This is a genomic window from Methylosarcina fibrata AML-C10 (genome assembly GCF_000372865.1).
In the GTDB taxonomy this organism is placed as follows: Bacteria; Pseudomonadota; Gammaproteobacteria; order Methylococcales; family Methylomonadaceae; genus Methylosarcina; species Methylosarcina fibrata.
In genome coordinates this window covers 4,561,630-4,583,531 of record NZ_KB889965.1, presented here as the reverse complement: position 1 = coordinate 4,583,531, position 21,902 = coordinate 4,561,630, and the positions used below count along the sequence as shown (strand labels likewise).

Below are 21,902 nucleotides of genomic sequence, written 5' to 3'. Positions count from 1 at the left end.
TGAATAGGAAAATTCTGAAAGCGTGCAGGCGCGGGAAAGTAAAAGCTCTAGCCAAGACATGCAGACGGTATTCCTTTTCTTACGTCTGCGGTACGAAACAGTATCTTCGCGTATCCATGATGGAGATTCTGTTCCTATTTAGGGCTGAACTGCTCTTCTTACGATTTGCCCGCGTATTTCTCCGTTGGGGCATATGTCCGAATGGACGTTAACGTAAGTCAGGCCTCTTTTCATGGCCAGCAATAAGTCGTCAAAATTGCCTGCCTCGATACCTTGGTCAACGGGACCGACAACGTCTTCGGCGGTTATGGTTCCACTGACGGTACCGGATCCTTCGGAGCAAGCATTGGTTCCGTTGCTGCCGTTTCCGTTGTCGCCACTGCCGTTGTCCCCGCTTCCATTGCCATCGCCTCCATTGCCATTACCGCCGGTTCCGCTTTCCCCGCAGAGGTTAACTATGATGCCGCCCGCGTCGGTGGGCTTGCCCAGATGGATATGGGCTACTGTAGGAACTCCATCCAGTTTGTCATAAGTCAGCGTATAATCGATCGAGGTTTTGTCATTGCTGACGGTGGCTTCGAATTTGCCGCTGCCCACACTCAAACAAAGAGGAACTTCCTTGATTCCCGTCATTTTCGCCGTAAAATTGTCCAGGGCCATGGCAGGTGCGGTAATACCGAGCGCGCCCAAAAGAGCTACCGCGACTTTTGATTTGGTCATAGGATGTTGATACATACTCATCTCCTTCTTCACACAGGTTGAAATTATTGGCGGCTTTTACCGCTACATCTTTCTCCATTGCCAAGCGCTGGCTCCTTTCCCCCTGTGCGCCTTTCCCGGCTGTATCTTGGCATTCACATGCCGGCTGGAGTGTATTCCACGTATTCCCTCCCTGCAATTCTTCAACCGGACATGCATCAAAAGCCTAACCCAGGACCTGGAGAAAGACTTTTGAAATTTAATAATTGATAAGAAAAACGCTTCTCAATCTCATCTCTATAAAAAAGAAACTCAGTCAATAAAATTCTCCACAGGTTAAAACTGGACACATCCCCACTGTCTGGAATGCCTTTTCTCCGCTACCACGGCAAATGATTCGGACGTAGCGGATAATACAATCCATCTATTCATTAAGGACAATGGAAATCAGCTCAGGTTTCCTGGATCGACATGCTTTTTCAATCCGAAGCGGATTTGACGCCACAACCGTTGTTTTTTCATCCCTCGCAAAGCGGGTTTGAAAAAAGCCGATCTCTCCGGCCCGGCAGGTCATTGTCAAGAAACCGGCTCGTCAATACAAATCCACCGGATCGACGTCCAACGACCAGCGCACGCTCTTACTCAACTTCATTCTTTCGATTTCCGGTATCAGAGCGTCAAACAAGGCATGCAGAGCAGGACGTCCGTTGTTTTGAAACAGCAATTGAAAACGGAAACGTCCCGCCCGCCGGGCCATCGGCGCCGATACCGGCCCCATAATGCTGGTCTGGCCGGTGTTGAGTTGCTCTGCGACGTGCCTGACCGTCTTGAGAAATTTCAGCGGCCTTACACTATCGGCAGCCTCTGCTCTCAATAAGACCTGATAACTGTAGGGCGGCAACGAAGCTTCCCGCCGTTCCGCCAGAGCGGTTTCGGCAAACCGGTGGTAGCCTTGATCGACCAGAGTCGTTAATAAGGCATGTTCCGGATGACGGGTTTGTAAAATCACCCTGCCCGGCTTCTCTGCGCGTCCGGCGCGTCCGGCCACTTGCACGATCATTTGCGCCAATTTTTCCGAAGCATGAAAATCGATGCTGTAAAGTCCGCTGTCGACGTCGAGTATGGCCACCAGGGTCACGTTAGGAAAATGATGTCCCTTGGCCAACATCTGGGTGCCCAAAATAATATCGGCACGGCCCTGGCCTATCTGTTGCAGATAATCTTCGAGCGCGCCTTTGCTGCGGGTCGAGTCGCGGTCGAGGCGGACGATGGACTTGTCAGGAAACAGTTCTTCCAAAATTTTCTCGACCCGTTCGGTACCTAGCCCCAGCGGCATTAAGGCATCCTGGCAGCAGGAAGGACAATGCTTGATCAGAGGCCGCTCCCGGCCACAATGATGGCAGCACAGCTTCTGCTCCCGGACATGAATGACCAGATTGGCGTCGCAACGGGTACATCGGGCCACCCAGCCGCATCCGTGACAGATCAACGTAGGCGCGAAGCCGCGCCGATTCAGAAACAGCAGCACCTGCTCATTTTTTAACAAGGTTTTGTTTATTTCCGCCAGAAGGGGCTCCGATAATCCTTCCTGCAGTGGTTTATTGCGAATATCCAGCAACTGAAGAACCGGCTCGACGGCATTACCGGCCCTGTTCGGCAATTGCAGCAAACGGTAGCGCTCGCTGCGCACGTTGTAGAGACTTTCCAGGGAAGGCGTTGCGGAACCCAGAAGGACAGGGATATTCAATAATTTGCCCCGGACCACGGCGACGTCGCGGGCGGAAAAACGGAAACCTTCCTGCTGCTTGAACGACGAGTCGTGCTCTTCATCCAGAATGATCAGACCCGGCTTTTGCAATGGCGTAAATAAAGCCGAGCGTGTCCCCAACAAGATCGAACACTCTCCCTGCTGCATGGCCAGCCAGGCATTTTGCCGCTCCTTATCGGTCAATTTGGAGTGGGACAGCGCGATGGGGACGACGAAACGCCGCCGGAAGCGCTCTTCCAGTTGCGGAGTCAGCGTGATCTCCGGCAACAGCACCAGGACCTGCTGCCCCCGTTCCAATACGGTACGGATGATTTGCATGTACACTTCGGTTTTACCGCTACCGGTTACCCCTTCGAGCAAAAACACCCCGAACCGGTCTAATTTTTCACAAACGGCGGTTACTGCCGCCTGCTGTTCAGGATTGCATTGTATGGTATCATCCCGGTTCGAAGCCGGAAGGGGAGCCAACGTCGTAACGGGCGACGCAAGACAAACCCAACCCTTCGTCATTAACTGTTTTAATGCAGGGCGCCAGTTTTTTCCCGCTGCTGAAAGTTCCGTCTCGGCCAGAATCGATTGATGTTCGCGGAAAATTTCCAGCAATTTCTGTTGAGCCGGAGCCCTAGTCAATTGTTGAAGCGCCATCGTTTTGCCCGATTCAGTTAGAGCATAACGTTTTTCTGTGATCGGGCCGGCCGGCTTGCCCTGTCTCAGAGCCACCGGAAACGCGGCTGCGAACACTTCGCCCAAAGGATGATGATAATAGCGACTGGCCCAATGCAGTAAACGGATATCGTTTGCAGACAGCAGCGGCTGCAAATCCAGAACTCGCAGCACCCGTTTCAACTTATCGGCAGCGAACTCGCTTTTCCAGACCACGTCGACCAGAAACGCGATTTTTTTGCCTTTGCCGAAAGGAACTTCAAGACGTATGCCGGGTTGTGACGATTCGGTTTCAAAAGATTGGGGCGGTAAATAGTCGAAGAGCCGATAAATGGGAACGGCAACCGCAACCCTGAATACGGGCCCGTTTTCAGCCGGAAACTCAGCCATAGGGTTACATGATTTTTGCTAAGGAATTGCCAAGTTTCTATGCAGGCTTGACGGTAAAGTTACCCACAAAATCTGTGGATAAGTCTGTGAATAACAGGTTTTTAACGGTGCTTAACAACGGTTTTTATTGAAGTTTTGTTAACTTGGTCACATTTTGGTCACAACATATTTTCATTAAATTTCAATATCTTACAATTCAAATAGAGGAATTGCACACTCTCCGGCTCGTTTTCGGTCCGATGCGGCCTTATTGTGAATTAGTTTTTACTGGATGGGGTAGCTAAATGTTTCTCAGCTCGCTTACGCTTTCTAAAGCGCAGTCATCGGCAAAATAATTTTCTTGCCGGCGGCTTAACCCGAATGGCTCCGCTGCGGAATCAGATCGTGCGTGAAAAAAACTAGTGTACCCGAAGATCGGTAGAACCGTACGGCTGTGTACGCCCAATCGCAGAAGAAATTAATATTATATACGGTTGGGCAATTTTTCCGTATTCCAGAATTGCAGCAAACTCAACGTGGCGAGCATTAAAAAAGCAAGCAGAGTCCAGGCGGGCATGCTCATGCCCAAGAAGGTCCAGTCGACTTTGGCGCAATCACCGGTACCGCTCAGCATGAGTTTGATGGTATCGGTCAACGGAAAATTATGAAACACGTATTCGAGTCCGGGACCGCATTCCGGCACCTGGTCCGGAGGCAAATGCTGCAACCAGACGTGCCGGACTGAAACGCTTCCTCCGGCCACGGCGGCCAGCGCGCCCAGAATGGCGTAGCGTTTCACGCCGGCAGCGCCCGGATTATGAAGAGCCGCAATCAAAAAGACGATGCCGGTCAATAAAATTCCCAGCCGCTGGGAAATACACAAAGGGCACGGCTCCAGTCCGCCGACAAACTGAAAATAAGCGCCCATCGACAGCAGAAAAACACACCCAAGAAAGCCTAGAAAAAACCAGATTCTCGGGTTGAATTTCAAACACTTAAACCGACATAAAAACTTCATGGAATACCTTTAGGAATAAACTCAAAAATGCGCCGATCGGCTTATTTTATCCGATTTCTTCTTTGTTCGGGATTTATCGCGACGATCCGTCGTCTTTCCGGAAAGAATCAAAACCACATCAATTTGGCGGCCATCAGCAAAAGTAATAACGAGAAATAACGTTTTAATTGCGCCGAAGGCAAACTGTTCGCCAGCCTCGCGCCGACCGGAGCGGTAATGATGCTGGTCAGCGCTATCCCTATAAAGGATGGAATATGAATATATCCGAGACTCCATTCGGGCAAATGCGGTACGTGACGACCTAAAAACGCATAACTGGTGGCGCCGGCTACGGCGATGGGCAGACCGCAAGCACTCGATATCGCCACGGCATTGCGCATCGGTGTTTGATAATAAATTAAAAAAGGAACGATCAGACTGCCGCCGCCGATGCCCAAAATGGAGGACAACAATCCGATGAGCACGGCGACGAAACGCTCCAGATTTTTGGACGGATTCATCCGGCCCGGCTTGGGGTTCACCTGAAAGAGCAACTGAACGGCAACGACGAGGAGATAGACGATGAATATCAGGCGCAAGGCACCGGCGGCCACGTAATCGGCTATGACGGCACCGATCGCAGCCCCGATCATGATGCCGGGACCCAGCCGGTACACTTTGCTCCACCGGACGGAACCCAAACGATGATGAGCCCAGATCGAGGAGAGAGAAGTGAAAACGATGGTTGCCAGGGAGGTCGCCACCGCCATGATCATCACCAGTTCCGGATCGAATCCGTGGGCCGAAAACAGCATTGCCAGCATCGGCACGATGATCAATCCGCCTCCGATGCCGAAAAGTCCCGCCAACATTCCCGATATCGCACCTAATATCAGGCTATCCAGAATAATTTCTATCATATGGGCATCCCTTTGATGACGATTGCGAATTAAAATGTTCGACGAGAATGCCGGCTCGTCCCGGCGTTAGAATTTTTGGCATTTATCGTGTTATTCTAAGATAATTCGATTGAATCGGGTACAAAGAGTGGAAATCTATCTTGTCGGCGGCGCGGTCCGTGATCAATTACTCCATTTGCCGGTCAAGGAACGGGATTGGGTCGTCCTGGGGGAAACTCCAGACTCCATGATAAAACGGGGATTTCGTCCGGTAGGCAAGGATTTTCCGGTATTTTTGCATCCTGAAAGCCATGAAGAATACGCTCTGGCCCGGACCGAAAGAAAAACCGGTCCGGGCTACAGGGGATTCGCCGTCCATGCCGACCCCGACGTCAGCCTGGAGCAGGATTTACAGCGCCGCGACCTGACCATCAACGCGATCGCCATGACCCCGGAAGGCCGGATCGTCGATCCCTATGGCGGCCGGCAGGATCTGCAGCAACGCATTCTCCGCCATATTTCGCCGGCGTTTGCCGAGGATCCGGTACGCATCCTGAGAGTGGCGCGATTCGTCGCCCGGTACCGGCATCTCGGTTTCACTCTGCACGAAGATACCCGCCGCCTGATGCGGCAAATGGTTGCCGCGGGAGAAGTGGATCATCTGGTGGCCGAGCGCGTCTGGGCGGAGCTGCTGAAAGCGCTGACCGAACCCTCTCCTTCCGCTTTCTTTTTCACGCTCAAAGAATGCGACGCGCTTGCCCCGATCTTTCCCGAGATAAACTGCCTGTTCGGCGTTCCGCAACCGGAAAAATACCATCCGGAAGTCGATACCGGCATTCATTGCCTGCTGTGCCTGGATCAGGCAGCCCGATTAACGCCGAATCCGTCCGTGCGCTTTGCGGCACTGGTGCACGATCTGGGCAAAGGTCTGACGCCGAAAGACATCTGGCCTCATCACCATCAACATGAAACCCGGGGCTTGCCCGTACTCGAACGAATGTGCGCCCGCTTGCGCGTCCCCAATTCGTTCAAATCGCTGGCGATGCAGGTCATGCGCTATCACACCCATTGCCATAAGGCCTTTGAATTGCGCACTTCGACCCTGACCGATACGCTGTCGGATTTGGGCGCCTTCAAAATTCCCAATCGTCTGAACGAATTTCTGATGGCGTGCGAGGCGGACGCCAGAGGAAGAACCGGGCTGGAAAACAGGCCTTACCCGCAAGCCGATTTTTTCCAGGGCGCCGCCCGAGCCGGCTCTTCGGTCGGGATCAGGGACGTCGCCAACAAGAATCTTTCCGGAGCGCAAATAGGCGAAGCCATTCGCCGCCTGCGGATCGAGGCCATCGCCGAGTTTCAAGTTAATTGGAAAGCATCCCGCACGACTGTATGAGCCCAGGACCGAGGAGATTCCAAGCCGAAGCCGTTCATCGTCGGTTTTTTTCTTCGCCCATTCCCGGATTCGAAATGGCTTGGCTCCAGCCCCAAATTTCTCTGCGATATTGAATAAGGCGCCGTTTCAAATTATAGTTTCGGTTTTTTCATAAACCGGGTAGTCAACTCATGCCTTCTTTCGATATCGTTTCCGAATACGACAAGCACGAAGCTCAAAATGCCGTTGATCAAGCCAATAAGGAAGTATCCACCCGTTTCGATTTTAAAGGCACTCACTCGACCTTCGAACTGAACGGAGACAAACTGCTGATGACTTCCGGATCGGAGTTTCAATTGCAGCAAATGCTGGACATCGTGCAAACCAAACTGAGTAAACGAGGTGTGGACATTGCCTGCCTGGATATCGGCGAAGCCAAGACCAGTGGCAAGATCGTTCGCCAGGAAATCACTCTGAAACAAGGTATAGATTCGCTGCTGGCGAAAAAAATCGTCAAGCTGATCAAGGATAAAAAACTAAAGGTTCAGGCAGCCATTCAGGGCGAGCAAATCAGGGTCTCCGGCAAAAAAAAGGACGATTTGCAGGAAGTCATTCAAACGCTGAAAGAAGAAAAATGGGAGCAGCCGCTGCAATTTGATAATTTCCGGGATTAATCGGGAACATGGACGGCGGGCAGGCATAGTGTCGCCTGCCGTTCCATAAATTCCATGCCTTAATCAATCCCGATCGGTCGCCACCTCTGTAAAGGAAATCGCCCTCTTCCGGCTCGCTTCTTGCTTTTCTTCGCCGTTATCGATTTTTCCAAGCACTTTTCAGATTCCGATGGCGGTAGCCATTTCGGCAAATTGAATTACACTTTAATCCAGGTGCACTTCAATTGATCCGATTATGCTTAATTTTGGCCGAATTTTTACTATGGGCGTTATCTTTCTGATCAGCGCCTGCGCTCGCACTTATCAGACACGCCATGTCGATACCGCGAATTTTCTTGACGATTATGCCATATTAAAAAAAGACGTAGACGACGATGCCTTGTTAAGTTACTGGAAAGAAGGAACCGACTGGACCAAATACAGCAAGGTTATCGTAGAACCGGTGGTCGTCAGGAAGATCTCGGGTTCTCAGCTCAATGACATCCCGCATTCCGATAATTATCGGCTAAAAGAGTTTTTCGAATACCGGATTCGTCAGGCTTTGAAAAAAGACTTCAAATTGGTCACCAAGCCGGGACCGGATACCTTGCGCATCGAGTTGGCGATTACCGATGCCGAAACCTCGACGCTTTGGCTGGATCAATTCACCACTCTTTACCCTTCCGCACGGACATTATCCCTGCTTAAACGGTTGGCTACAGGTACGGAGTCGTATGTAGGAAAAGCCAGTATCGAAAGGAAGATTACCGATTCCGGAACGGGGGAATTACTGATGGCTTCCGCCGATGCCAGAGCCGGCGGAAAAACCCTGGCCGGCTCCTTTAACCATTGGGATGATGTCGAACAGGCTTATATTTACTGGGCAAATCAGTTAAGCCATCAACTCTGCGAAAAAAAAGGGAACAGCCATTGCCCGGCGCTTGAATAATTTTTACCCTGCTTTCTGCCGAAATCCGGATATCGAAAAACTCGGATCGCAAGTGTCATAGGATGTAAAAAACCACATGAACTACTTACATGAGCCGGCCGGGAGACAATTATCCTGCTGAATTTCGTTCATTCGTCAACGCCGGAACATGGGTCTGGCCCGTTAATCCAAATCTCTTAAATACATATCCTCAATTAATCTTTTTTCTTCCGGAGTCAATAAGATCCGTGCATATTTTCTTTCCAGCCGGCTGCGTTCAAGAGCTTCCAGTTGGCTGCTGCTTTGGCGGCGCTCAGGCACTCTCCGCTCACTGACTCTTCTGTCCTGTTTACGCCGGTCCGTTTTAGGCCAGGCCAGATAGTTCTTTTTTATGTTCTCTTCCCATTCCGGAGTGCCAAACTCATAAGGAACAACCCTTCTGTCGGCGACACGCCGAGTCTTCGACAACCTTCTTAAATTTTTGCGCAGATTGATGATATTCATTTAATACTACCTTCCTTCAAAATATGATGCATATTTTATAATGGGACGATTTTATGACTAAGATAACTTATGGCATCTCTTTATAATATAGTCCAAAAAGAGCATGCCGTAGTTTTCATTTGGAAAATTCTTCGTTTTGCCTTTTCTGATTGACCAAAAGCAGACCTGCAAAATCCAAACAAATTCATAATTAACTGAAAGATTGAAAGGATCACAGAGATCTTGCCAGCCGATGAAGAGCCTCGGCACCATGGTTGAATAACGGCCAGCCGTCGCCGGTCAAAACGGCTTTAATTCCGGGAAGAGCTGCGAGACGTTTGACCGAATGAACGGCTTTTATGGGATCAGACAGCTTGTTATCAGGCAAAATACATAATTCTCCGCCCATATGGCAACGTATTAAATCGCCGGTGATCAGAGTTTCCTTTTCCAGAAGCAATGCCAGTTCGCCGGGCGTTTTCGAACCATCCAGCCTATAGGCGATCAATCCAGGAACTATTTCGTCAAGATCGAAAAGCCATCGGTCGCACTCCAGAGGAAAAGTATCTTCTTCCTCTGCCGGACCGAAAATTCTCGCTCCGGTATCCGCGGCGAGCTGCTCGGCACCCCGACAATGATCGCTGTTGGTGATTACGATGATGCTTACTCCACCGAGACTTTGGAGGTGCCCATGATCGTGCTCGGACAAAGGCAGGGGGTCGATGACCACATTGCCGCCCTCGCGCACCCAAAGCACGCTATGAAAATCGAGATTCCGTTCGTTATTGAACTCCGACCATCCGAACAAATCTTTTCTATGCAGTTGTTTCATTTCTCCGTCCTTATTCTTCTCTTGCCGGTACGGCATTCATCGGAGCGAATTCCGGTAGACATTATATTTTTCTCTATAAGCATCCCGACGTCGGCTGGTATTTTCCAGAATAATCCGGCGCGTCGTTTCATCCGCCTGCCCCCAACCGATAATTTCAGACAATGAACGGAAGCAACCCAGACATATCTCTGCCTGGTCAAGACAACAATTTCTGATACAAGGGGAAGAAATCACTTTCCGATGAGTATTCATAATGCCATGTAAAAAGTTTCAATAATGAGTCATGGTAGCCGGATTCGATACTTTTGTGTCATCTCGTCGATTCTTTCAAAGAATAATCTAACCATTACACGGCAATCAGGCATGATTTCCTCCCGCTTAAACGATTGTCCAAAAGAGGACTGCCGAGAAGGAGTACGCGAACCGTCCTTTGTTGATGTTTATATCCGGTTGAAAAAATAAAGATTCGCACGATCTAATCATGAACCATCATTGTATTCACAAATCGAGACGAAATGAATATTTTTTACAATTTTTAAGCCTTGCAAAACCTTGGACCGAAAACTTGCCGAGCCAGTCTGGGGGCTAAGCACTACTTCTTGGGAAGCGTAATGGTTAAAACGCCATTTTCATAGACGGTTTTCATTTTATCTTCATCAACGGGGCCAGGTAAGGTCAGACTTCTTTTAAACTCTCCTCGATAACGCGCTTGATAGCTGTAATCGCCGTCTTGGTCATCGGTTCGCTTCTCGGCACGACTGGCTTTAAGGGAAAGATTCAATTGCCTTCCATTCAGTTTGATGTCCACGGAAGTCAAACTGGCAGGTTCCCCTTTCACAGTGACGACATAGCGGTCTTGTTTTTCCATTAATTTCACATTACTGAATCCTTTTTCATTCATGCTCGGCCAGTTGTTCCGGCTCAGTTGAGTCCGCGCCATTTTCGGTTCAAATTCCCTACTAATCATGATTCCGACTATAAAAATCAATAGAGCAGCAAATACAATAGATAGCGGATTATTCATATTTTTCTCCCCGGATTCTTTAAAAAACCGAAACTTATAAAACAAACAGACCTTATCGGCCGACGATTATTACAAAATTATTCCAGCCGGGAATTCATTTCACGAACCTATCAATTAACGTTCGCAAACCAATGATCGGACGTCGGCTTAGGTTTGCAGCGAACAGAATCACAACGATAAGACGGGATCGCTCTGTGAATAACTAACCTCTCCTTTGTTCGAGAAAATCTTGTATGAATTACGGCCTTAACTCAAACAGACCCATTCATTTTATAAGAGTTGGAGAAGTTGGGAAGTGAAGACGAGGAGAAAAAGAAAAAATAACGAAAAATATCGTATTTTAAAAAAGGGCCCCGAGCTTCCTGTTTGACTCGGCATTGTTATTACTTACCGATCAGGAACGCCTCGGGGGAATCGACACAATTGTTAAAGGAAACGGTTATTCCGATAAAAAAGATTCTTGTGGCAGCAGGGACACATTCGTAAGCAGCCGACAATAACGGAATGACCGCGCAAAGAGATCAAAAAACCTTATTCCTTAACTATTCCACAAGCGATGCGGGCTCCGCCGCCGCCGAGAGGAGCGGGCTCATCGGAATAATTATCGCCGCCGGCGTGAATGATGATCGCACGGGACTGCATATCTTCCATCTTCAGGCGCGGAGCCAACACCGGGTAATCGGCTTTGCCGTCCGCCTTCACTACCAACCCCGGAAGATCGCCCAAATGGCCGTCGCCCCAAGGCATGCCATGGCGTTTGGTGCCCTTCGGATCGTAATGACCGCCCGCCGCCAACGCGGCCACCATCTTGCCGTCTTTTTCCTTGGGCTGGCAACCGGGGTTTTCATGCACATGAAAACCATGAACGCCGGCGGGCAATCCTTCCAGTGACGGAGTGAAGACCAAACCATAAGCCGTTTCAGTCATTGTAATGTTGCCGATGGGTTTGACCACCCCCTTTTCGTTGACGGTATTCATGGGAACAACGACATCTGCGGCGAAAGCACAGCCGATTGACGAAATGAATAAAGCGAGGGCATACGATAATTTCATGCTAGGCTCCTTTTGACTAGTTTAATGAGAATCGGGGCAATTTTCCGATTAAACGAGTGCGCATAGTAAAACCGACAACTCGGTAAATCAATAAAAAACCGCAGCGAACTCGTTACTGGCCGCCCGCATAGCATATCGAATCGATACCAAATATCAGGGATAATCTTACAAATATTCTTTATTTAACGCTTGTTTTAAAAAGTTTTTCACCATAAATAAAGTTAAAACATAAATAAATTACATATTCTCTCCATCTTTATTAAAATTCCAATTCGGATATTACAGCCTCCCGGACGACGAAATCATCCCGCGAGGAGAGCAACAACCATCCGGCAAAACCTTTCTTGCAATCTGTCGTCGCTAACCGTTCCAGCCGCCGCCCAAAGCCTTGAACAGCAATACGGAGGCGGATAAGACGTCGACATGAGCCTGCACTTCGCTGTCTTGTGCATTGAACAGGCTGCGCTGCACATTCAGCAGAGTCTGATAGTCGACCGCGCCGGCCAGATAACGGTCCCGGGCAAGCTCGTACGCCTGTTTCGCACTGTCGACCGATTGCAGTAATGCATTGCGGCGGAGCGTCGAGCGGCTGCCGAGCGCCAGCGCGTCTTCAACCTCGCGGTAAGCCGTCAGGATCGTTTGGCGATACATCTCCAGCAATTCGGTGCGTCTGGCCAGCGTGCGTTCAAGCTCTCCTTCCAGACGTCCGCCCTGAAAGATCGGCTGCATTAAAGAGGCGGTAATCAGCCAGGCCATACCGGCGGGTTGGGACGAGGCCGCCGTGGCGAACACATTGTCGGCTCCCAGTTGCAGACGGGGATAAAACGCGGCGCGCGCCACCCCGATGTTGGCTTGAGCGGCAATCAGTTGCGCTTCGGCGCCGCGAATATCCGGACGCCGGTCGAGTAACGTCGCCGAAGGTGAAGGATGCGGTTTGGGCAGCAAAATAGGCCGTAGACTGCTTTCTCCCACCCGGAATTGTTGAGGTGCCCGCCCAAGCAGGACGGCCAGCGCATTTTCCGACTGCGCCATTTGCTGCTCCAGCGACGCCACCGACGCGGCGGCATTGGCCCGCTCAGTCCGCTGCTGCGCCACGTCCAGAGCCGATGCGCCGCCGGCTTCGAAACGCGAAACGATGATGTCGAGCACCTCGCCGATGTTGTCAAGATTATCTTCCGCAATCCGTCGCCGCTCTTTCAGGCCGAGAATCGCAAAATAAGCCTGAGCAACGTCGCTCATTACCACCAGCCGCAACGACTCCAGATTGAACCGAGCCGTATCGGCCTCCGCCAGCGCTGCATCGCGCCCGGCGCGTAGGCCGCCCCACAAGTCGACTTCATAGGCCACGTTCCAGCCGCCTTGCCAGACTTCGGAGCCGCCCCCTGCGCCGGTGGCGCGAGCCGACCTGGGGCGATCGGTATAATCGAAATTGCCGGAAGCGTTTACTGCCGGCCACAACGGAGCGCCTGCGATTTTGGCCAGAGCTCGGAACTGACGGATGCGTTCCTTGGCCGCAGTAAGATCCATATTATTGCCGAGAGCTTCGGCGATCAGACGATCCAGTTCGGTACTGCCGAACTGCTTCCACCAGTTCGAGGCAATCTTTTCTGCCGCCGGTTCCTGAACGGACGCTTGATTCTTCCATTGTGAGGGGGTGACGGCGGCAGGACGGCGGTATTCGCTCACTACCGAACATCCTGCGAACGCCGGCACGAGCCCCAATAACCGCCAGATTTTAATTTTTCTCATTCAGCCGCCAGCGCCACGACGGGATCCAGAAGAGCGGCCTTGCGCGCCGGCAAATAGCCGAACAGCACGCCGGTGCCGAAAGCACAGGAAAAAGCCATAATCGCCGGCAACGGCGAAAAAATCACCGCCATTTCGAGCATCGAGATCGCGTGGCCGGTACCGTAGCCCAGCAAAACGCCCAGAACGCCGCCCAAGGTGCAGACCACGGCCGCTTCCGTGTTGAATTGCAGCAGAATGTCGCGGCGGCGGGCGCCGACCGCCATGCGGATGCCGATTTCGCGAGTACGCTCGGTCACGCTGACCAGCATGATGTTCATGACGCCGATGCCTCCGACCAGCAGCGATATGGCCGCGACCGTGCCAAGCAGCGTGGTCAGGGTATTCTGGGTTTGAGTCGCGGTTTCCAGAATGGAAGCCATGTTGCGTATGCGAAAATCTTCGGTTTGATGACGAGCCAGCAACAAATTGAAAATGGCCTCCTGAGTGTCTTCAATGGCCGTCACATCGTCGACCCGTACGGTAATGCCGTTGAGATAATTTTGTCCGAACAACCGGATCAACCCGGTGGTGACCGGTACGAAAACGGTATCGTCCTGGTCTCCGCCATAGGCCGATGCGCCTTTGGGCGTCATCACGCCAATCACTTCGAACGGGATGTTGCCGATCAGAATGTATCGTCCCAACGGATCCGCTCCTTCCGCAAAAAGAATTTTCGCGACGGTTTCTCCCAGCACGACCACGGGCGCATAACGTCGCATGTCGCGCTCGTTGAAGAAGTCGCCGACGGCCACCGGCCAGTCGCGCACGCGCGGCAGATCCGAACCGACGCCCTGGATACTGGTCGCATAATCGATATTGCCGAAGCGCACGGTCATGCGGGCGCTGCGCTCGGCTAACGCGACCTCCACATTGGGCAATTCCTGAATGGCTTCGCCGTCTTCCGGGGTCAGCGTAATGACGTCGCTGGCTCCCCGCAAACCCGGCGCTCCCGGCCGGATCGACAGCAGATTGGTGCCCATCGACCGGATCTGATCGAGCACCTGCCGCTGGCTCCCCTCGCCTACCGCCAGCATCGTCACGACCGCCGCAACACCGATGATAATGCCCAGCAGCGTCAACGAGGTACGGAACAGATTGACTCGCAATGCCCGCAAGGCGGTCTTGACGGCCTCGCCGACGTCGGCAAACACGCCGGCCTTGCCCTTCACTTTGATCAGAGGCATGGGGCCATTCGTCTTCCCGCCGGAGGGCGCGGAATCGTCGTCGATTCTGCCGTCCCGAATATGAATGATGCGCTCGGCATGAGCTGCGATCTGAGCATCGTGGGTAATCAACAAGATGGTGCGGCCGGCCTTGTGCAGCTCGGCCAGCAAGGCCATTACTTCCTGGCCGCTGCGGCTGTCGAGAGCTCCGGTCGGCTCGTCGGCCAGGATGACCGGAGGGTCGTTCATCAGCGCGCGGGCGATCGCTACCCGCTGCTGTTGTCCGCCGGACAATTGCCTCGGCCGATGGCCAAGACGATCGCCCAACCCCAGATTGGCCAGCAGGGTGCGGGCTCTTGCGAGGCGCCGGTGTTTGTCTTCGCCGGCATAGAGTGCCGGAATCTCGACATTTTCCTCGGCGCTGGCCGAACCCAGGAGGTTATAACGCTGAAAAACAAAGCCGAACGTGGTCCGGCGGAGCGCCGCCAGTTCGTCCGGATCCAATCCGGCAACCTCCTTACCCATCACATAATATTGCCCGGAACTCGGCCGGTCGAGGCAGCCCAGCAAATTCATCAGGGTCGATTTTCCCGAGCCCGACTGGCCGACGATCGCGACGAACTCGCCGGGCCATATGTTGAGCGAAACGTCGTCCAACGCTCGAATCGCGTTGTCTCCGCTGTGGAAAACACGGCAGATACGTTGCAGTTTCAGCAACGGTTCCTGTTGGGAATGGTCAGGATAGCTCATAGTCTCGGCATCGTCGGCGGCTTGAACTGACTACGGCTGTTTTTGTTCGGGGGCAGCGCCAGTTTGACCTTGTCGCCTTCTGACAAGCCTTCCCGCACTTCGGCAAAACGGCGATTCTGAAGGCCGACGCGAATCAATTGTTCGTGCAGTTTGTTGTCGGCAGAACTCAGGACTTTGACCTGGTAAGCCCTGCCCTTGTCATTGTCCTCGTCGGGCAGCCGCCTGCCCAGTGCGTTGACCGGTATCATCAGCACATGCTTGGCTTCGCCCAGAACAAAGAAAACCTGCGCGCTCATGCCGGTCATCAACTGCCCATCCTCGTTGTCGACGTCCACCAGCACATTGTAAAGAACCACGTTGTTCAGCACTTCGGGAGTCGGCAGTATCTGCCGCACGTTGCCCTGCCAGCGGCGCTGCTCCGATCCTAGCGTAGTAAAATAAACCGGCAGGCCGGGCTTGATGCGCATGATGTCCGCTTCGGCGGTTTGCGCCCGTACCGTCATTTTGTCGAGCTTGGCCAGTTGCATGATGGTCGGCGTCTGCTGATTTGCATTCAGGGTCTGGCCGGCGCGCGCGGTTTGTTGCACGACGGTGCCGTCCATCGGCGCAAAAATCTTGGTGTAGCCCAAATTGGTTCGATCCCCCGCCAGCGTCGACTGGACCTCTTTCAATTGCGCCCTGATCGAATCCGCCCGAGCCAGAGCGGCCTTGCTGGTGGATTCGCTGTTTTGCAACGCTTCCAGACTGACCGCTTTGGTCAGGTACATTTTTTGATTCCGGGCATACTGGCGGTTGGCGAAGAGGATCAAAGCCTCCTGTTCGACCAGTTGCGCCTGTAGGGTATTGATGCGGGCTTCGTCCGCCTGAACTCGAGACGCGTAAATCCTGGGGTCGATTTCCGCCAGCAATTGTCCGGTCTTGACGACGTCGCCGATTTCCACGTGAAGTTTCTGCAACTGTCCTGTCACCTGCGCTCCGACGTCGACATATTCCTTCGGCTCCAGTTTGCCTTGAGCGGTCACGTTTTCTTCAATGTCTCCGTAGCCGATGGTCGCGATCGTTTCGTCCGTTTTGAACGGTTCCACCTTGCCCTGCTGAGTCAGATAAAACCCTAGACCAACGGCTGCCGCTATTGCGATAACCAGCAGAACGCCGTACCCATAGCGGAAGGGGGAAGACATCAATGAGGACAATGACATGAGGAAGCTGTTGAAAAAACTTCTATTTTAGATGATCCCGGCAAGGACGCGGGAGGATTAGCGGATTGTTCATTATACAAAATCCTTTCAGTCAAGACCAAACGCAGGAGAACGTTCTTAATAAGCTTCTAAAAATCCCGAGCTGTTCTTTTAAATGATGAAGTTCTCCGGCGGCGACTTCAAACTATCCATTTGCAATTGTCGGCTGGAATGTCTTGAACATCGGCAACGTTGTTTTCCGAAGTCCTGATGAATTTATTTCCAAGAAAACAGTATGTTCGATCCTCACTTGTCATCGATGTCCTGACGGATGAGCTCTTGCTTCATAAATGATAATGATTATCGTTTTTAAAAGAAAACATTCCTAGCCTAATTCCCGGGTTCGGACCGATTCGTTTCTTTAAAGTTCGCAGCAATACAAATCCGAAAATCCTCGAATCCGACTTGCTGCTCTTTAGCCGGAGTTTTACAAACCTTCGTTTTTAGCGTCCGGCGAAGCGATTCGGTTGGCTTCTCTGTAGGAGCAAGGTTTTATAAAGGATCAATTTTTTGTTGGGTCCGTCAACCGGCTTTCCCGCTGAATTTATAAAATCTTGCATTTATAAACGATAATCATTATCATTTAACTGAAGGCCGTGAATTGACCTCTCGCTGCTTTCGTTCGGCGCGTAACGTTCTCTCCCGGCAATACGCGCCGAATCTTCCCCATCCCAACCATAAAAAAAATGTTATGCCCGAACTAGAAACAGTTGCACAAAAAGATAAATTGTCGCATCTGCATGCGGCAACCTGCCTGTCAATGACCCAATTCATCAACGGCCATCACTGCCCCGGACTGGCCCGGAGAATTCTTCACCAATTAAATCAACTGCTGGCGCATCCCGAGTTGGAACCCGCCTCCAACACACACGCCATGTATCTGCAATTACTGGAACATTGGCAAAAAATCGCGGCTCAACTGTCGGATCAACGCCCTGCCCGCAAAGCCGCCGTCGTTTACCATTGAACGAAGCCGATGAAAAACGCTAAAGATCCTTTTAAGAATAACGCGCTGCCGCCTGATGGCACGGTCAACGACAGACGACGGCTCAGCAGCAGCGTGCTGTTCGGTGCACGAAACGAAATCGTGATCGTCCATAACGAGGAAGAATACCGTTTGCGCATCACCAGCAACGGCAAGCTGATACTGACCAAATAGAAATTTTCGCCACCCCATAGCCAGCCATCCCGTACCGGGTAGCCAGCCACTCCAAAATTCCGATCAAGGAGGCCGGCCATGCCCGCAACGATTCATAAAATCGACTCTTCCGCTGCGGTTTATTCGGACGTTTCAAGCCATTTGCATTCCGTCCGCCGCAAGGTGATTCCTTTTGCTCCGGAAACCCGATTTCTGCCGGAACGCCGCCCCGGAGAAACAGCCCCTTATTGTCGGCGCCAGGAGATGGCCACAGCTTTGCTGCTGACGGCCGGTCTGCATCTGGCCGGATTTGCCTTGTTGCAAGGCGACGCGCACGAACAAGCCCTGACCGAATCGGCGCCGATACAGGTCGCCTGGATTGCCGCGCCCCATCCGCACGCCGAAAGCACTCCGGCCTCCCCGGCGACACCGCAGAAACCCCGGAAACCGGCCCTGAAACCGAAGCCCAAAATCGCCAAGCCGATCAAAGCCAAGCCCAAGGCCGTGCTTTCTTCCAGCGCTGCGGTGCCGGCCGCGGCTACCGTACCGCCAGAGAGCGCAAAGAATACGACGATTCCGGCCGTTGCCGCGCCGGCGGCGAATACAGTGCAGCCGACCGCTTCTGCGTCCTCCCCGGAAAGCGCCGATAGCCGGCAACCGTTGGTGCAGCCCAATCTGAATGCCGATTATCTGAATAACCCGCCGCCCCATTATCCGGAAGAGGCACGCGAACGCGGAGAAGAAGGCAAGGTCCTGATCAAGTCACTGATCAATGCCGACGGCACTGTGGCAGAGCTTGCGATAAAAAAAAGCAGCGGCTTTCCCGACCTCGACCGGTCCGCTCTGGAAACCGTCAAAAAATGGCGCTTCGTGCCCGCACGGCGCGGCGACACTAAAGTTTCGGCCTGGGTCGTGGTGCCTGTTTCTTTTACTCTCGAAGGATAACGATGAATACGACAATACCTCTGCACCATTTTCTCGCCCAAAGCGACGGCGTGGGAAAAGCGCTGTTCTTGATCCTGGCCGCGATGTCGGCCGCCAGTTGGTACTTCATCCTGATCAAAGCCTGGCAAGGCTTCAGAATGCGCCGCCGCTCGGCTAGGTTTCTGCTTGCCTTCTGGAACGCAGCCTCGATCGAACAGATCGCCGACAAGCTACAGCAGGAAATACCCGAAGAACCGTTTTCGTTGCTGACCCGGCACGCGATTAACGCCCGACGCCATCATGCTCGGCACGGCGGAGACCGGCTCCAGGAAGCAGGATCGGCAGCCGAATTTCTGACTCGCGCGATGCGCCGCAGAATCGACGAGGAAACGGCACGCCTGGAATGGGGTTTGACTGCGTTGGCGTCGATTGCGAGCACGGCGCCGTTCGTCGGCCTGTTCGGCACCGTTTGGGGCGTTTTTCATGCACTGACGGCCATCGGTCAGAGCGGCGCGGCGACGCTGGAGCAAATCGCAGGTCCCGTCGGCGAAGCGCTGATCATGACCGGCCTGGGGCTGGCCGTCGCCATTCCGGCCGTACTGGCCTATAATGCCTGCGCGCGCTCGAACCGGCTGATCCTGTCCAGACTCGATGCGTTTGCGCACGACTTGTTCGCACTGTTGACCACCGGGTCGGCGCCGGCAACCGTCTCGGGAGAATACTGATGGCATTCGGAAGTTTTAACCGGAATAATTCCGCGCATCCGGTCGCCGAAATCAACATGGTGCCGCTGATCGACGTCATGCTGGTGCTACTGATCATTTTCATGATCACCGCGCCTTTGATGACCCACGCGGTCAAAATCGATCTGCCCAAAGCCGACAGCACGGCGCAGACCCAGGAAGTCAAACACATCGAATTGACGATTAATGCGGACGGGCAAATTTATTGGAACGCCGCTTTGGTCGACCGCGACCGGCTCCGGCACAACCTGCAACAAATCGCGGACGAGTCGCCGCAGCCGGAACTGCACATTCGAGCCGACCAAAAGGTGCCTTATCGAGCCGTGGCCGAATCTCTCGCCGACGCGGCCGGGGCGGGAGTCAGCCGCATCGGTTTTATTTCGGAGCCTGAAGTCTCCAGATAATGGCCGGATCGTCTCTTGCCCGGACAATTTTTTTTGAAGTGGCCATAATGCACTCTCCTGATTTTTTACCGCGCTCTTCTGACGCAAGAACATCCGCTCGACAGCCTCGTTACCAAATAGCTCATCCCAAGAGAGCTCGGTCATACGGGCCTGTACCGGCCGCACGTCGAGAAAGCCCTGGCCATTCAGTGGGTTTCGCCGAAGAACACTTATACCTCTATTAAGCTCCCGATAGAGAATCCATTGAACGGCAAGCCGGGCATGGAGTCAAAACGTTTAGTTCAAGAGGAAAGTGGATCCTGTTTTCACACGGCTTGAAAAAGCCTTTCGTCAACGCAGGCCCCTACTCTCTTACTTGCACTCGCTTTCGACAACATCCAAGAGTCAAGGTACGACCTTTCCTTTACCTCATTCGCCTACACTGGCATCTTCCGGAGTCAGGATGAATAAGACGGTCAAGTCAGCCGGTTATCGCCCGGCCTGGTTGTGGATTTTTCTGTTGCTTTCCGGCTGCATGGTCGGACCCGACTATGTTCGCCCTCCCGTTGAAACGGCGTCCCAATGGCTGGACTCACGGGATGAGCGGCTTAAAACAAATTTCACAACCGTTCGGGATTGGTGGAAAACTTTTAACGACCCGATTCTTGACCGGCTGATCGAGCGCGCCTATCTCAACAACCTTAATGTCCGTGTCGCCGGCGTGCGGGTACTCGAGGCCCGCGCACAGTTAGGCGTCGCCACCGGCAATCTTTATCCGCAAAATCAGCAATTGACCGGATCGCTCAACAAAATCCACCTCAGCCAACGGGCTTCGCAGGCGGCTTTTTCTCATATTTTCGATTATGCCCAGACACAACTGGGCTTGTCCGCTAGTTGGGAAATCGACTTCTGGGGCAAATTTCGCCGCGCCATCGAATCGGCTGATGCCGAATTCCAGGCTGCGGTGGCTAATTACAATACCGCGTTAGTCAGTCTCACTGCCGACGTGGCGCATGCCTACGTCACGATCCGCACCGTTGAAAAACGCCTGGACATTGCCCGGCAAAACGTCGATACGCAGCAGGCAAACCTGCGGCTTGCCAAAATCCGCTATGAGGGCGGCACGACTTCCGAGCGCGACGTCGAACAGGCCAGAACGGTGTTGGCAAGCACAAAGGCTTCGATACCTACTCTCGAAATCGAGCTTCGTCAGCAGCAGAACGCGTTGAGTTTTCTGCTGGGCATGCCGCCGAGCCGAATCGGTGATTTGCTGATAGGCCATGCTCAAATTCCCTCGCCTCCTTCAGAGGTAGTGGTGGGAGTACCTGCCGATCTGCTGCGCCGCCGCCCCGACGTCCGCGCCGCCGAACTGCGTGCCGCCGCCCAATCGGCAAGTATTGGCGTGACCGAAGCCGCCCTTTATCCAGCCTTTTCACTTACCGGCACCTTCGGCTTGCTCTCTACCGACGTCGGCTCGTTTGCGCTGGGCGATGTTTTTCTATGGAAAAGCCGAACCGCCAACTTTGGTCCGTCCCTGCAATGGAATATCTTTAATTACGGGCAAATCACCAATCAAGTCCGGGTGCAGGACGCCCGGTTTCAGGCATTGCTGATCAGTTATCGGAACACCGTGCTCGACGCGCAACGCGAAGTGGAGGACAACCTGGTGGCGTTTCTGCGTTCCCAGGAACGAGCGCAGTCTTTGGGAGAGAGCATCGCGGCCGCCCGGCATTCGCTGGAACTGGCCACGTTGCAGTATCGTCAGGGCATCACCGATTTTACGACCGTGCTGACGGCTCAGCAGGATCTGCTGAACGAACAAGACAGTCTGGCCGTCACGCTAGGCGACATCTCGAACAACCTGGTGGGAGTGTACCGGGCCCTGGGAGGCGGCTGGCAGATTCGTGAAGGCAAGGACGTCGTGCCCGATTCGGTCAAGGCGGAGATGGCGAAACGTACCGATTGGGGCGGACTCTTATCCCCTGCCGCGCAACCGTCGCCGGGCATTGCCTGGCCACGCTGGTAAATGGAGCAA

Annotated in this window: 21 protein-coding genes; 9 read left to right on the top strand and 12 right to left on the bottom strand. The window is 53.0% G+C overall.

All coding sequences use genetic code 11. The features are described from left to right. Window positions 1–138: 138 nt before the first annotated feature. From A3OW_RS26665 to A3OW_RS0121685, 4 genes are all read right to left on the bottom strand, one after another. The gene (locus A3OW_RS26665) at window positions 139–735 is read right to left on the bottom strand and encodes a CHRD domain-containing protein (protein ID WP_026223824.1); all 597 of its coding nucleotides are present in this window, start codon (window positions 733–735) and stop codon (window positions 139–141) included. A gap of 556 nt (window positions 736–1,291) precedes the next feature. After that, window positions 1,292–3,520 (bottom strand): primosomal protein N', encoded by a 2,229-nt coding sequence (locus A3OW_RS0121695; RefSeq protein ID WP_020565564.1) that lies wholly within the window; start codon window positions 3,518–3,520, stop codon window positions 1,292–1,294. 463 nt (window positions 3,521–3,983) lie between these two features. Beyond that, window positions 3,984–4,517: a disulfide bond formation protein B gene (locus A3OW_RS0121690; RefSeq protein WP_083918263.1), complete on the bottom strand. Its 534-nt coding sequence runs from the start codon at window positions 4,515–4,517 to the stop codon at window positions 3,984–3,986. A gap of 107 nt (window positions 4,518–4,624) precedes the next feature. Then, on the bottom strand, window positions 4,625–5,416 hold the full coding sequence (locus A3OW_RS0121685; RefSeq protein WP_026223822.1) for a sulfite exporter TauE/SafE family protein: 792 nt from the start codon (window positions 5,414–5,416) through the stop codon (window positions 4,625–4,627). Window positions 5,417–5,543: 127 nt separating this feature from the next. On the opposite strand from A3OW_RS0121685, the gene A3OW_RS0121680 reads away from it, so the two are divergent. From A3OW_RS0121680 to A3OW_RS0121670, 3 genes are all read left to right on the top strand, one after another. Next, window positions 5,544–6,788 (top strand): multifunctional CCA addition/repair protein, encoded by a 1,245-nt coding sequence (locus A3OW_RS0121680; RefSeq protein WP_020565561.1) that lies wholly within the window; start codon window positions 5,544–5,546, stop codon window positions 6,786–6,788. Window positions 6,789–6,958: 170 nt separating this feature from the next. Next, the gene (locus A3OW_RS0121675) at window positions 6,959–7,441 is read left to right on the top strand and encodes a YajQ family cyclic di-GMP-binding protein (protein WP_020565560.1); all 483 of its coding nucleotides are present in this window, start codon (window positions 6,959–6,961) and stop codon (window positions 7,439–7,441) included. A gap of 262 nt (window positions 7,442–7,703) precedes the next feature. Continuing rightward, window positions 7,704–8,369, top strand: coding sequence for a DUF3313 domain-containing protein (locus tag A3OW_RS0121670; protein WP_020565559.1), 666 nt, complete (start codon window positions 7,704–7,706; stop codon window positions 8,367–8,369). A gap of 162 nt (window positions 8,370–8,531) precedes the next feature. On the opposite strand, the gene A3OW_RS0121665 is transcribed toward A3OW_RS0121670, so the two are convergent. The 8 genes from A3OW_RS0121665 to A3OW_RS0121635 all read right to left on the bottom strand — a co-directional run bounded on the left by A3OW_RS0121665 (window position 8,532) and on the right by A3OW_RS0121635 (window position 16,640). Then, on the bottom strand, window positions 8,532–8,852 hold the full coding sequence (locus tag A3OW_RS0121665) for a hypothetical protein (RefSeq protein WP_020565558.1): 321 nt from the start codon (window positions 8,850–8,852) through the stop codon (window positions 8,532–8,534). Window positions 8,853–9,063: 211 nt separating this feature from the next. Further along, entirely contained in the window at window positions 9,064–9,663 is a 600-nt protein-coding gene (locus tag A3OW_RS0121660) for an MBL fold metallo-hydrolase (RefSeq protein WP_026223821.1), read from the bottom strand. Between the two features lie 36 nt (window positions 9,664–9,699). Then, window positions 9,700–9,915, bottom strand: a complete 216-nt coding sequence (locus A3OW_RS27420; protein ID WP_083918262.1) for a DUF1289 domain-containing protein — start codon at window positions 9,913–9,915, stop codon at window positions 9,700–9,702. A 340-nt stretch (window positions 9,916–10,255) separates the two neighbouring features. Then, the gene (locus tag A3OW_RS26660; protein ID WP_157385948.1) at window positions 10,256–10,687 is read right to left on the bottom strand and encodes an Hsp20/alpha crystallin family protein; all 432 of its coding nucleotides are present in this window, start codon (window positions 10,685–10,687) and stop codon (window positions 10,256–10,258) included. A 531-nt stretch (window positions 10,688–11,218) separates the two neighbouring features. Further along, the gene (gene sodC / locus A3OW_RS0121650) at window positions 11,219–11,740 is read right to left on the bottom strand and encodes a superoxide dismutase family protein (RefSeq protein WP_020565555.1); all 522 of its coding nucleotides are present in this window, start codon (window positions 11,738–11,740) and stop codon (window positions 11,219–11,221) included. A 360-nt stretch (window positions 11,741–12,100) separates the two neighbouring features. Beyond that, on the bottom strand, window positions 12,101–13,489 hold the full coding sequence (locus tag A3OW_RS0121645) for an efflux transporter outer membrane subunit (protein WP_020565554.1): 1,389 nt from the start codon (window positions 13,487–13,489) through the stop codon (window positions 12,101–12,103). Further along, the gene (locus A3OW_RS0121640; RefSeq protein ID WP_020565553.1) at window positions 13,486–15,441 is read right to left on the bottom strand and encodes a MacB family efflux pump subunit; all 1,956 of its coding nucleotides are present in this window, start codon (window positions 15,439–15,441) and stop codon (window positions 13,486–13,488) included. The genes A3OW_RS0121645 and A3OW_RS0121640 overlap by 4 nt, the downstream gene beginning before the upstream one ends. Further along, window positions 15,438–16,640 carry an efflux RND transporter periplasmic adaptor subunit gene (locus tag A3OW_RS0121635; protein WP_026223820.1) on the bottom strand — a complete coding sequence of 401 codons (1,203 nt, stop codon included), beginning with the start codon at window positions 16,638–16,640 and terminating at the stop codon, window positions 15,438–15,440. Before A3OW_RS0121635 ends, A3OW_RS0121640 begins: the two co-directional genes overlap by 4 nt. A gap of 730 nt (window positions 16,641–17,370) precedes the next feature. On the opposite strand from A3OW_RS0121635, the gene A3OW_RS0121630 reads away from it, so the two are divergent. The 6 genes from A3OW_RS0121630 (at window position 17,371) to A3OW_RS0121605 (ending at window position 21,893) form a co-directional block, all read left to right on the top strand. After that, window positions 17,371–17,646, top strand: a complete 276-nt coding sequence (locus A3OW_RS0121630) for a hypothetical protein (RefSeq protein WP_020565551.1) — start codon at window positions 17,371–17,373, stop codon at window positions 17,644–17,646. Between the two features lie 9 nt (window positions 17,647–17,655). Beyond that, window positions 17,656–17,838 carry a hemin uptake protein HemP gene (gene hemP / locus A3OW_RS0121625; RefSeq protein ID WP_020565550.1) on the top strand — a complete coding sequence of 61 codons (183 nt, stop codon included), beginning with the start codon at window positions 17,656–17,658 and terminating at the stop codon, window positions 17,836–17,838. 78 nt (window positions 17,839–17,916) lie between these two features. Beyond that, window positions 17,917–18,762 carry an energy transducer TonB gene (locus A3OW_RS0121620; protein ID WP_020565549.1) on the top strand — a complete coding sequence of 282 codons (846 nt, stop codon included), beginning with the start codon at window positions 17,917–17,919 and terminating at the stop codon, window positions 18,760–18,762. A gap of 2 nt (window positions 18,763–18,764) precedes the next feature. Further along, complete coding sequence (locus tag A3OW_RS0121615; protein WP_020565548.1) at window positions 18,765–19,466, top strand: MotA/TolQ/ExbB proton channel family protein; 702 nt, start codon at window positions 18,765–18,767, stop codon at window positions 19,464–19,466. Then, window positions 19,466–19,888, top strand: a complete 423-nt coding sequence (locus tag A3OW_RS0121610; protein ID WP_020565547.1) for an ExbD/TolR family protein — start codon at window positions 19,466–19,468, stop codon at window positions 19,886–19,888. Before A3OW_RS0121615 ends, A3OW_RS0121610 begins: the two co-directional genes overlap by 1 nt. A 442-nt stretch (window positions 19,889–20,330) precedes the next feature. Continuing rightward, window positions 20,331–21,893 (top strand): efflux transporter outer membrane subunit, encoded by a 1,563-nt coding sequence (locus A3OW_RS0121605; protein WP_020565546.1) that lies wholly within the window; start codon window positions 20,331–20,333, stop codon window positions 21,891–21,893. The last annotated feature ends 9 nt before the right edge of the window (window positions 21,894–21,902 follow it).

Bases quoted from the DNA above. Each gene is read 5' to 3' on its own strand.
- A3OW_RS26665 (WP_026223824.1), bottom strand. From the start codon at position 735: ATGTATCAACATCCTATGACCAAATCAAAAGTCGCGGTAGCTCTTTTG.
- A3OW_RS0121695 (WP_020565564.1), bottom strand. From the start codon at position 3,520: ATGGCTGAGTTTCCGGCTGAAAACGGGCCCGTATTCAGGGTTGCGGTT.
- A3OW_RS0121690 (WP_083918263.1), bottom strand. From the start codon at position 4,517: ATGAAGTTTTTATGTCGGTTTAAGTGTTTGAAATTCAACCCGAGAATC.
- A3OW_RS0121685 (WP_026223822.1), bottom strand. From the start codon at position 5,416: ATGATAGAAATTATTCTGGATAGCCTGATATTAGGTGCGATATCGGGA.
- A3OW_RS0121675 (WP_020565560.1), top strand. From the start codon at position 6,959: ATGCCTTCTTTCGATATCGTTTCCGAATACGACAAGCACGAAGCTCAA.
- A3OW_RS0121670 (WP_020565559.1), top strand. From the start codon at position 7,704: ATGGGCGTTATCTTTCTGATCAGCGCCTGCGCTCGCACTTATCAGACA.
- A3OW_RS0121665 (WP_020565558.1), bottom strand. From the start codon at position 8,852: ATGAATATCATCAATCTGCGCAAAAATTTAAGAAGGTTGTCGAAGACT.
- A3OW_RS0121660 (WP_026223821.1), bottom strand. From the start codon at position 9,663: ATGAAACAACTGCATAGAAAAGATTTGTTCGGATGGTCGGAGTTCAAT.
- A3OW_RS27420 (WP_083918262.1), bottom strand. From the start codon at position 9,915: ATGAATACTCATCGGAAAGTGATTTCTTCCCCTTGTATCAGAAATTGT.
- A3OW_RS26660 (WP_157385948.1), bottom strand. From the start codon at position 10,687: ATGAATAATCCGCTATCTATTGTATTTGCTGCTCTATTGATTTTTATA.
- sodC (WP_020565555.1), bottom strand. From the start codon at position 11,740: ATGAAATTATCGTATGCCCTCGCTTTATTCATTTCGTCAATCGGCTGT.
- A3OW_RS0121645 (WP_020565554.1), bottom strand. From the start codon at position 13,489: ATGAGAAAAATTAAAATCTGGCGGTTATTGGGGCTCGTGCCGGCGTTC.
- A3OW_RS0121640 (WP_020565553.1), bottom strand. From the start codon at position 15,441: ATGAGCTATCCTGACCATTCCCAACAGGAACCGTTGCTGAAACTGCAA.
- A3OW_RS0121635 (WP_026223820.1), bottom strand. From the start codon at position 16,640: ATGTCATTGTCCTCATTGATGTCTTCCCCCTTCCGCTATGGGTACGGC.
- A3OW_RS0121630 (WP_020565551.1), top strand. From the start codon at position 17,371: ATGCCCGAACTAGAAACAGTTGCACAAAAAGATAAATTGTCGCATCTG.
- hemP (WP_020565550.1), top strand. From the start codon at position 17,656: ATGAAAAACGCTAAAGATCCTTTTAAGAATAACGCGCTGCCGCCTGAT.
- A3OW_RS0121620 (WP_020565549.1), top strand. From the start codon at position 17,917: ATGCCCGCAACGATTCATAAAATCGACTCTTCCGCTGCGGTTTATTCG.
- A3OW_RS0121615 (WP_020565548.1), top strand. From the start codon at position 18,765: ATGAATACGACAATACCTCTGCACCATTTTCTCGCCCAAAGCGACGGC.
- A3OW_RS0121610 (WP_020565547.1), top strand. From the start codon at position 19,466: ATGGCATTCGGAAGTTTTAACCGGAATAATTCCGCGCATCCGGTCGCC.
- A3OW_RS0121605 (WP_020565546.1), top strand. From the start codon at position 20,331: ATGAATAAGACGGTCAAGTCAGCCGGTTATCGCCCGGCCTGGTTGTGG.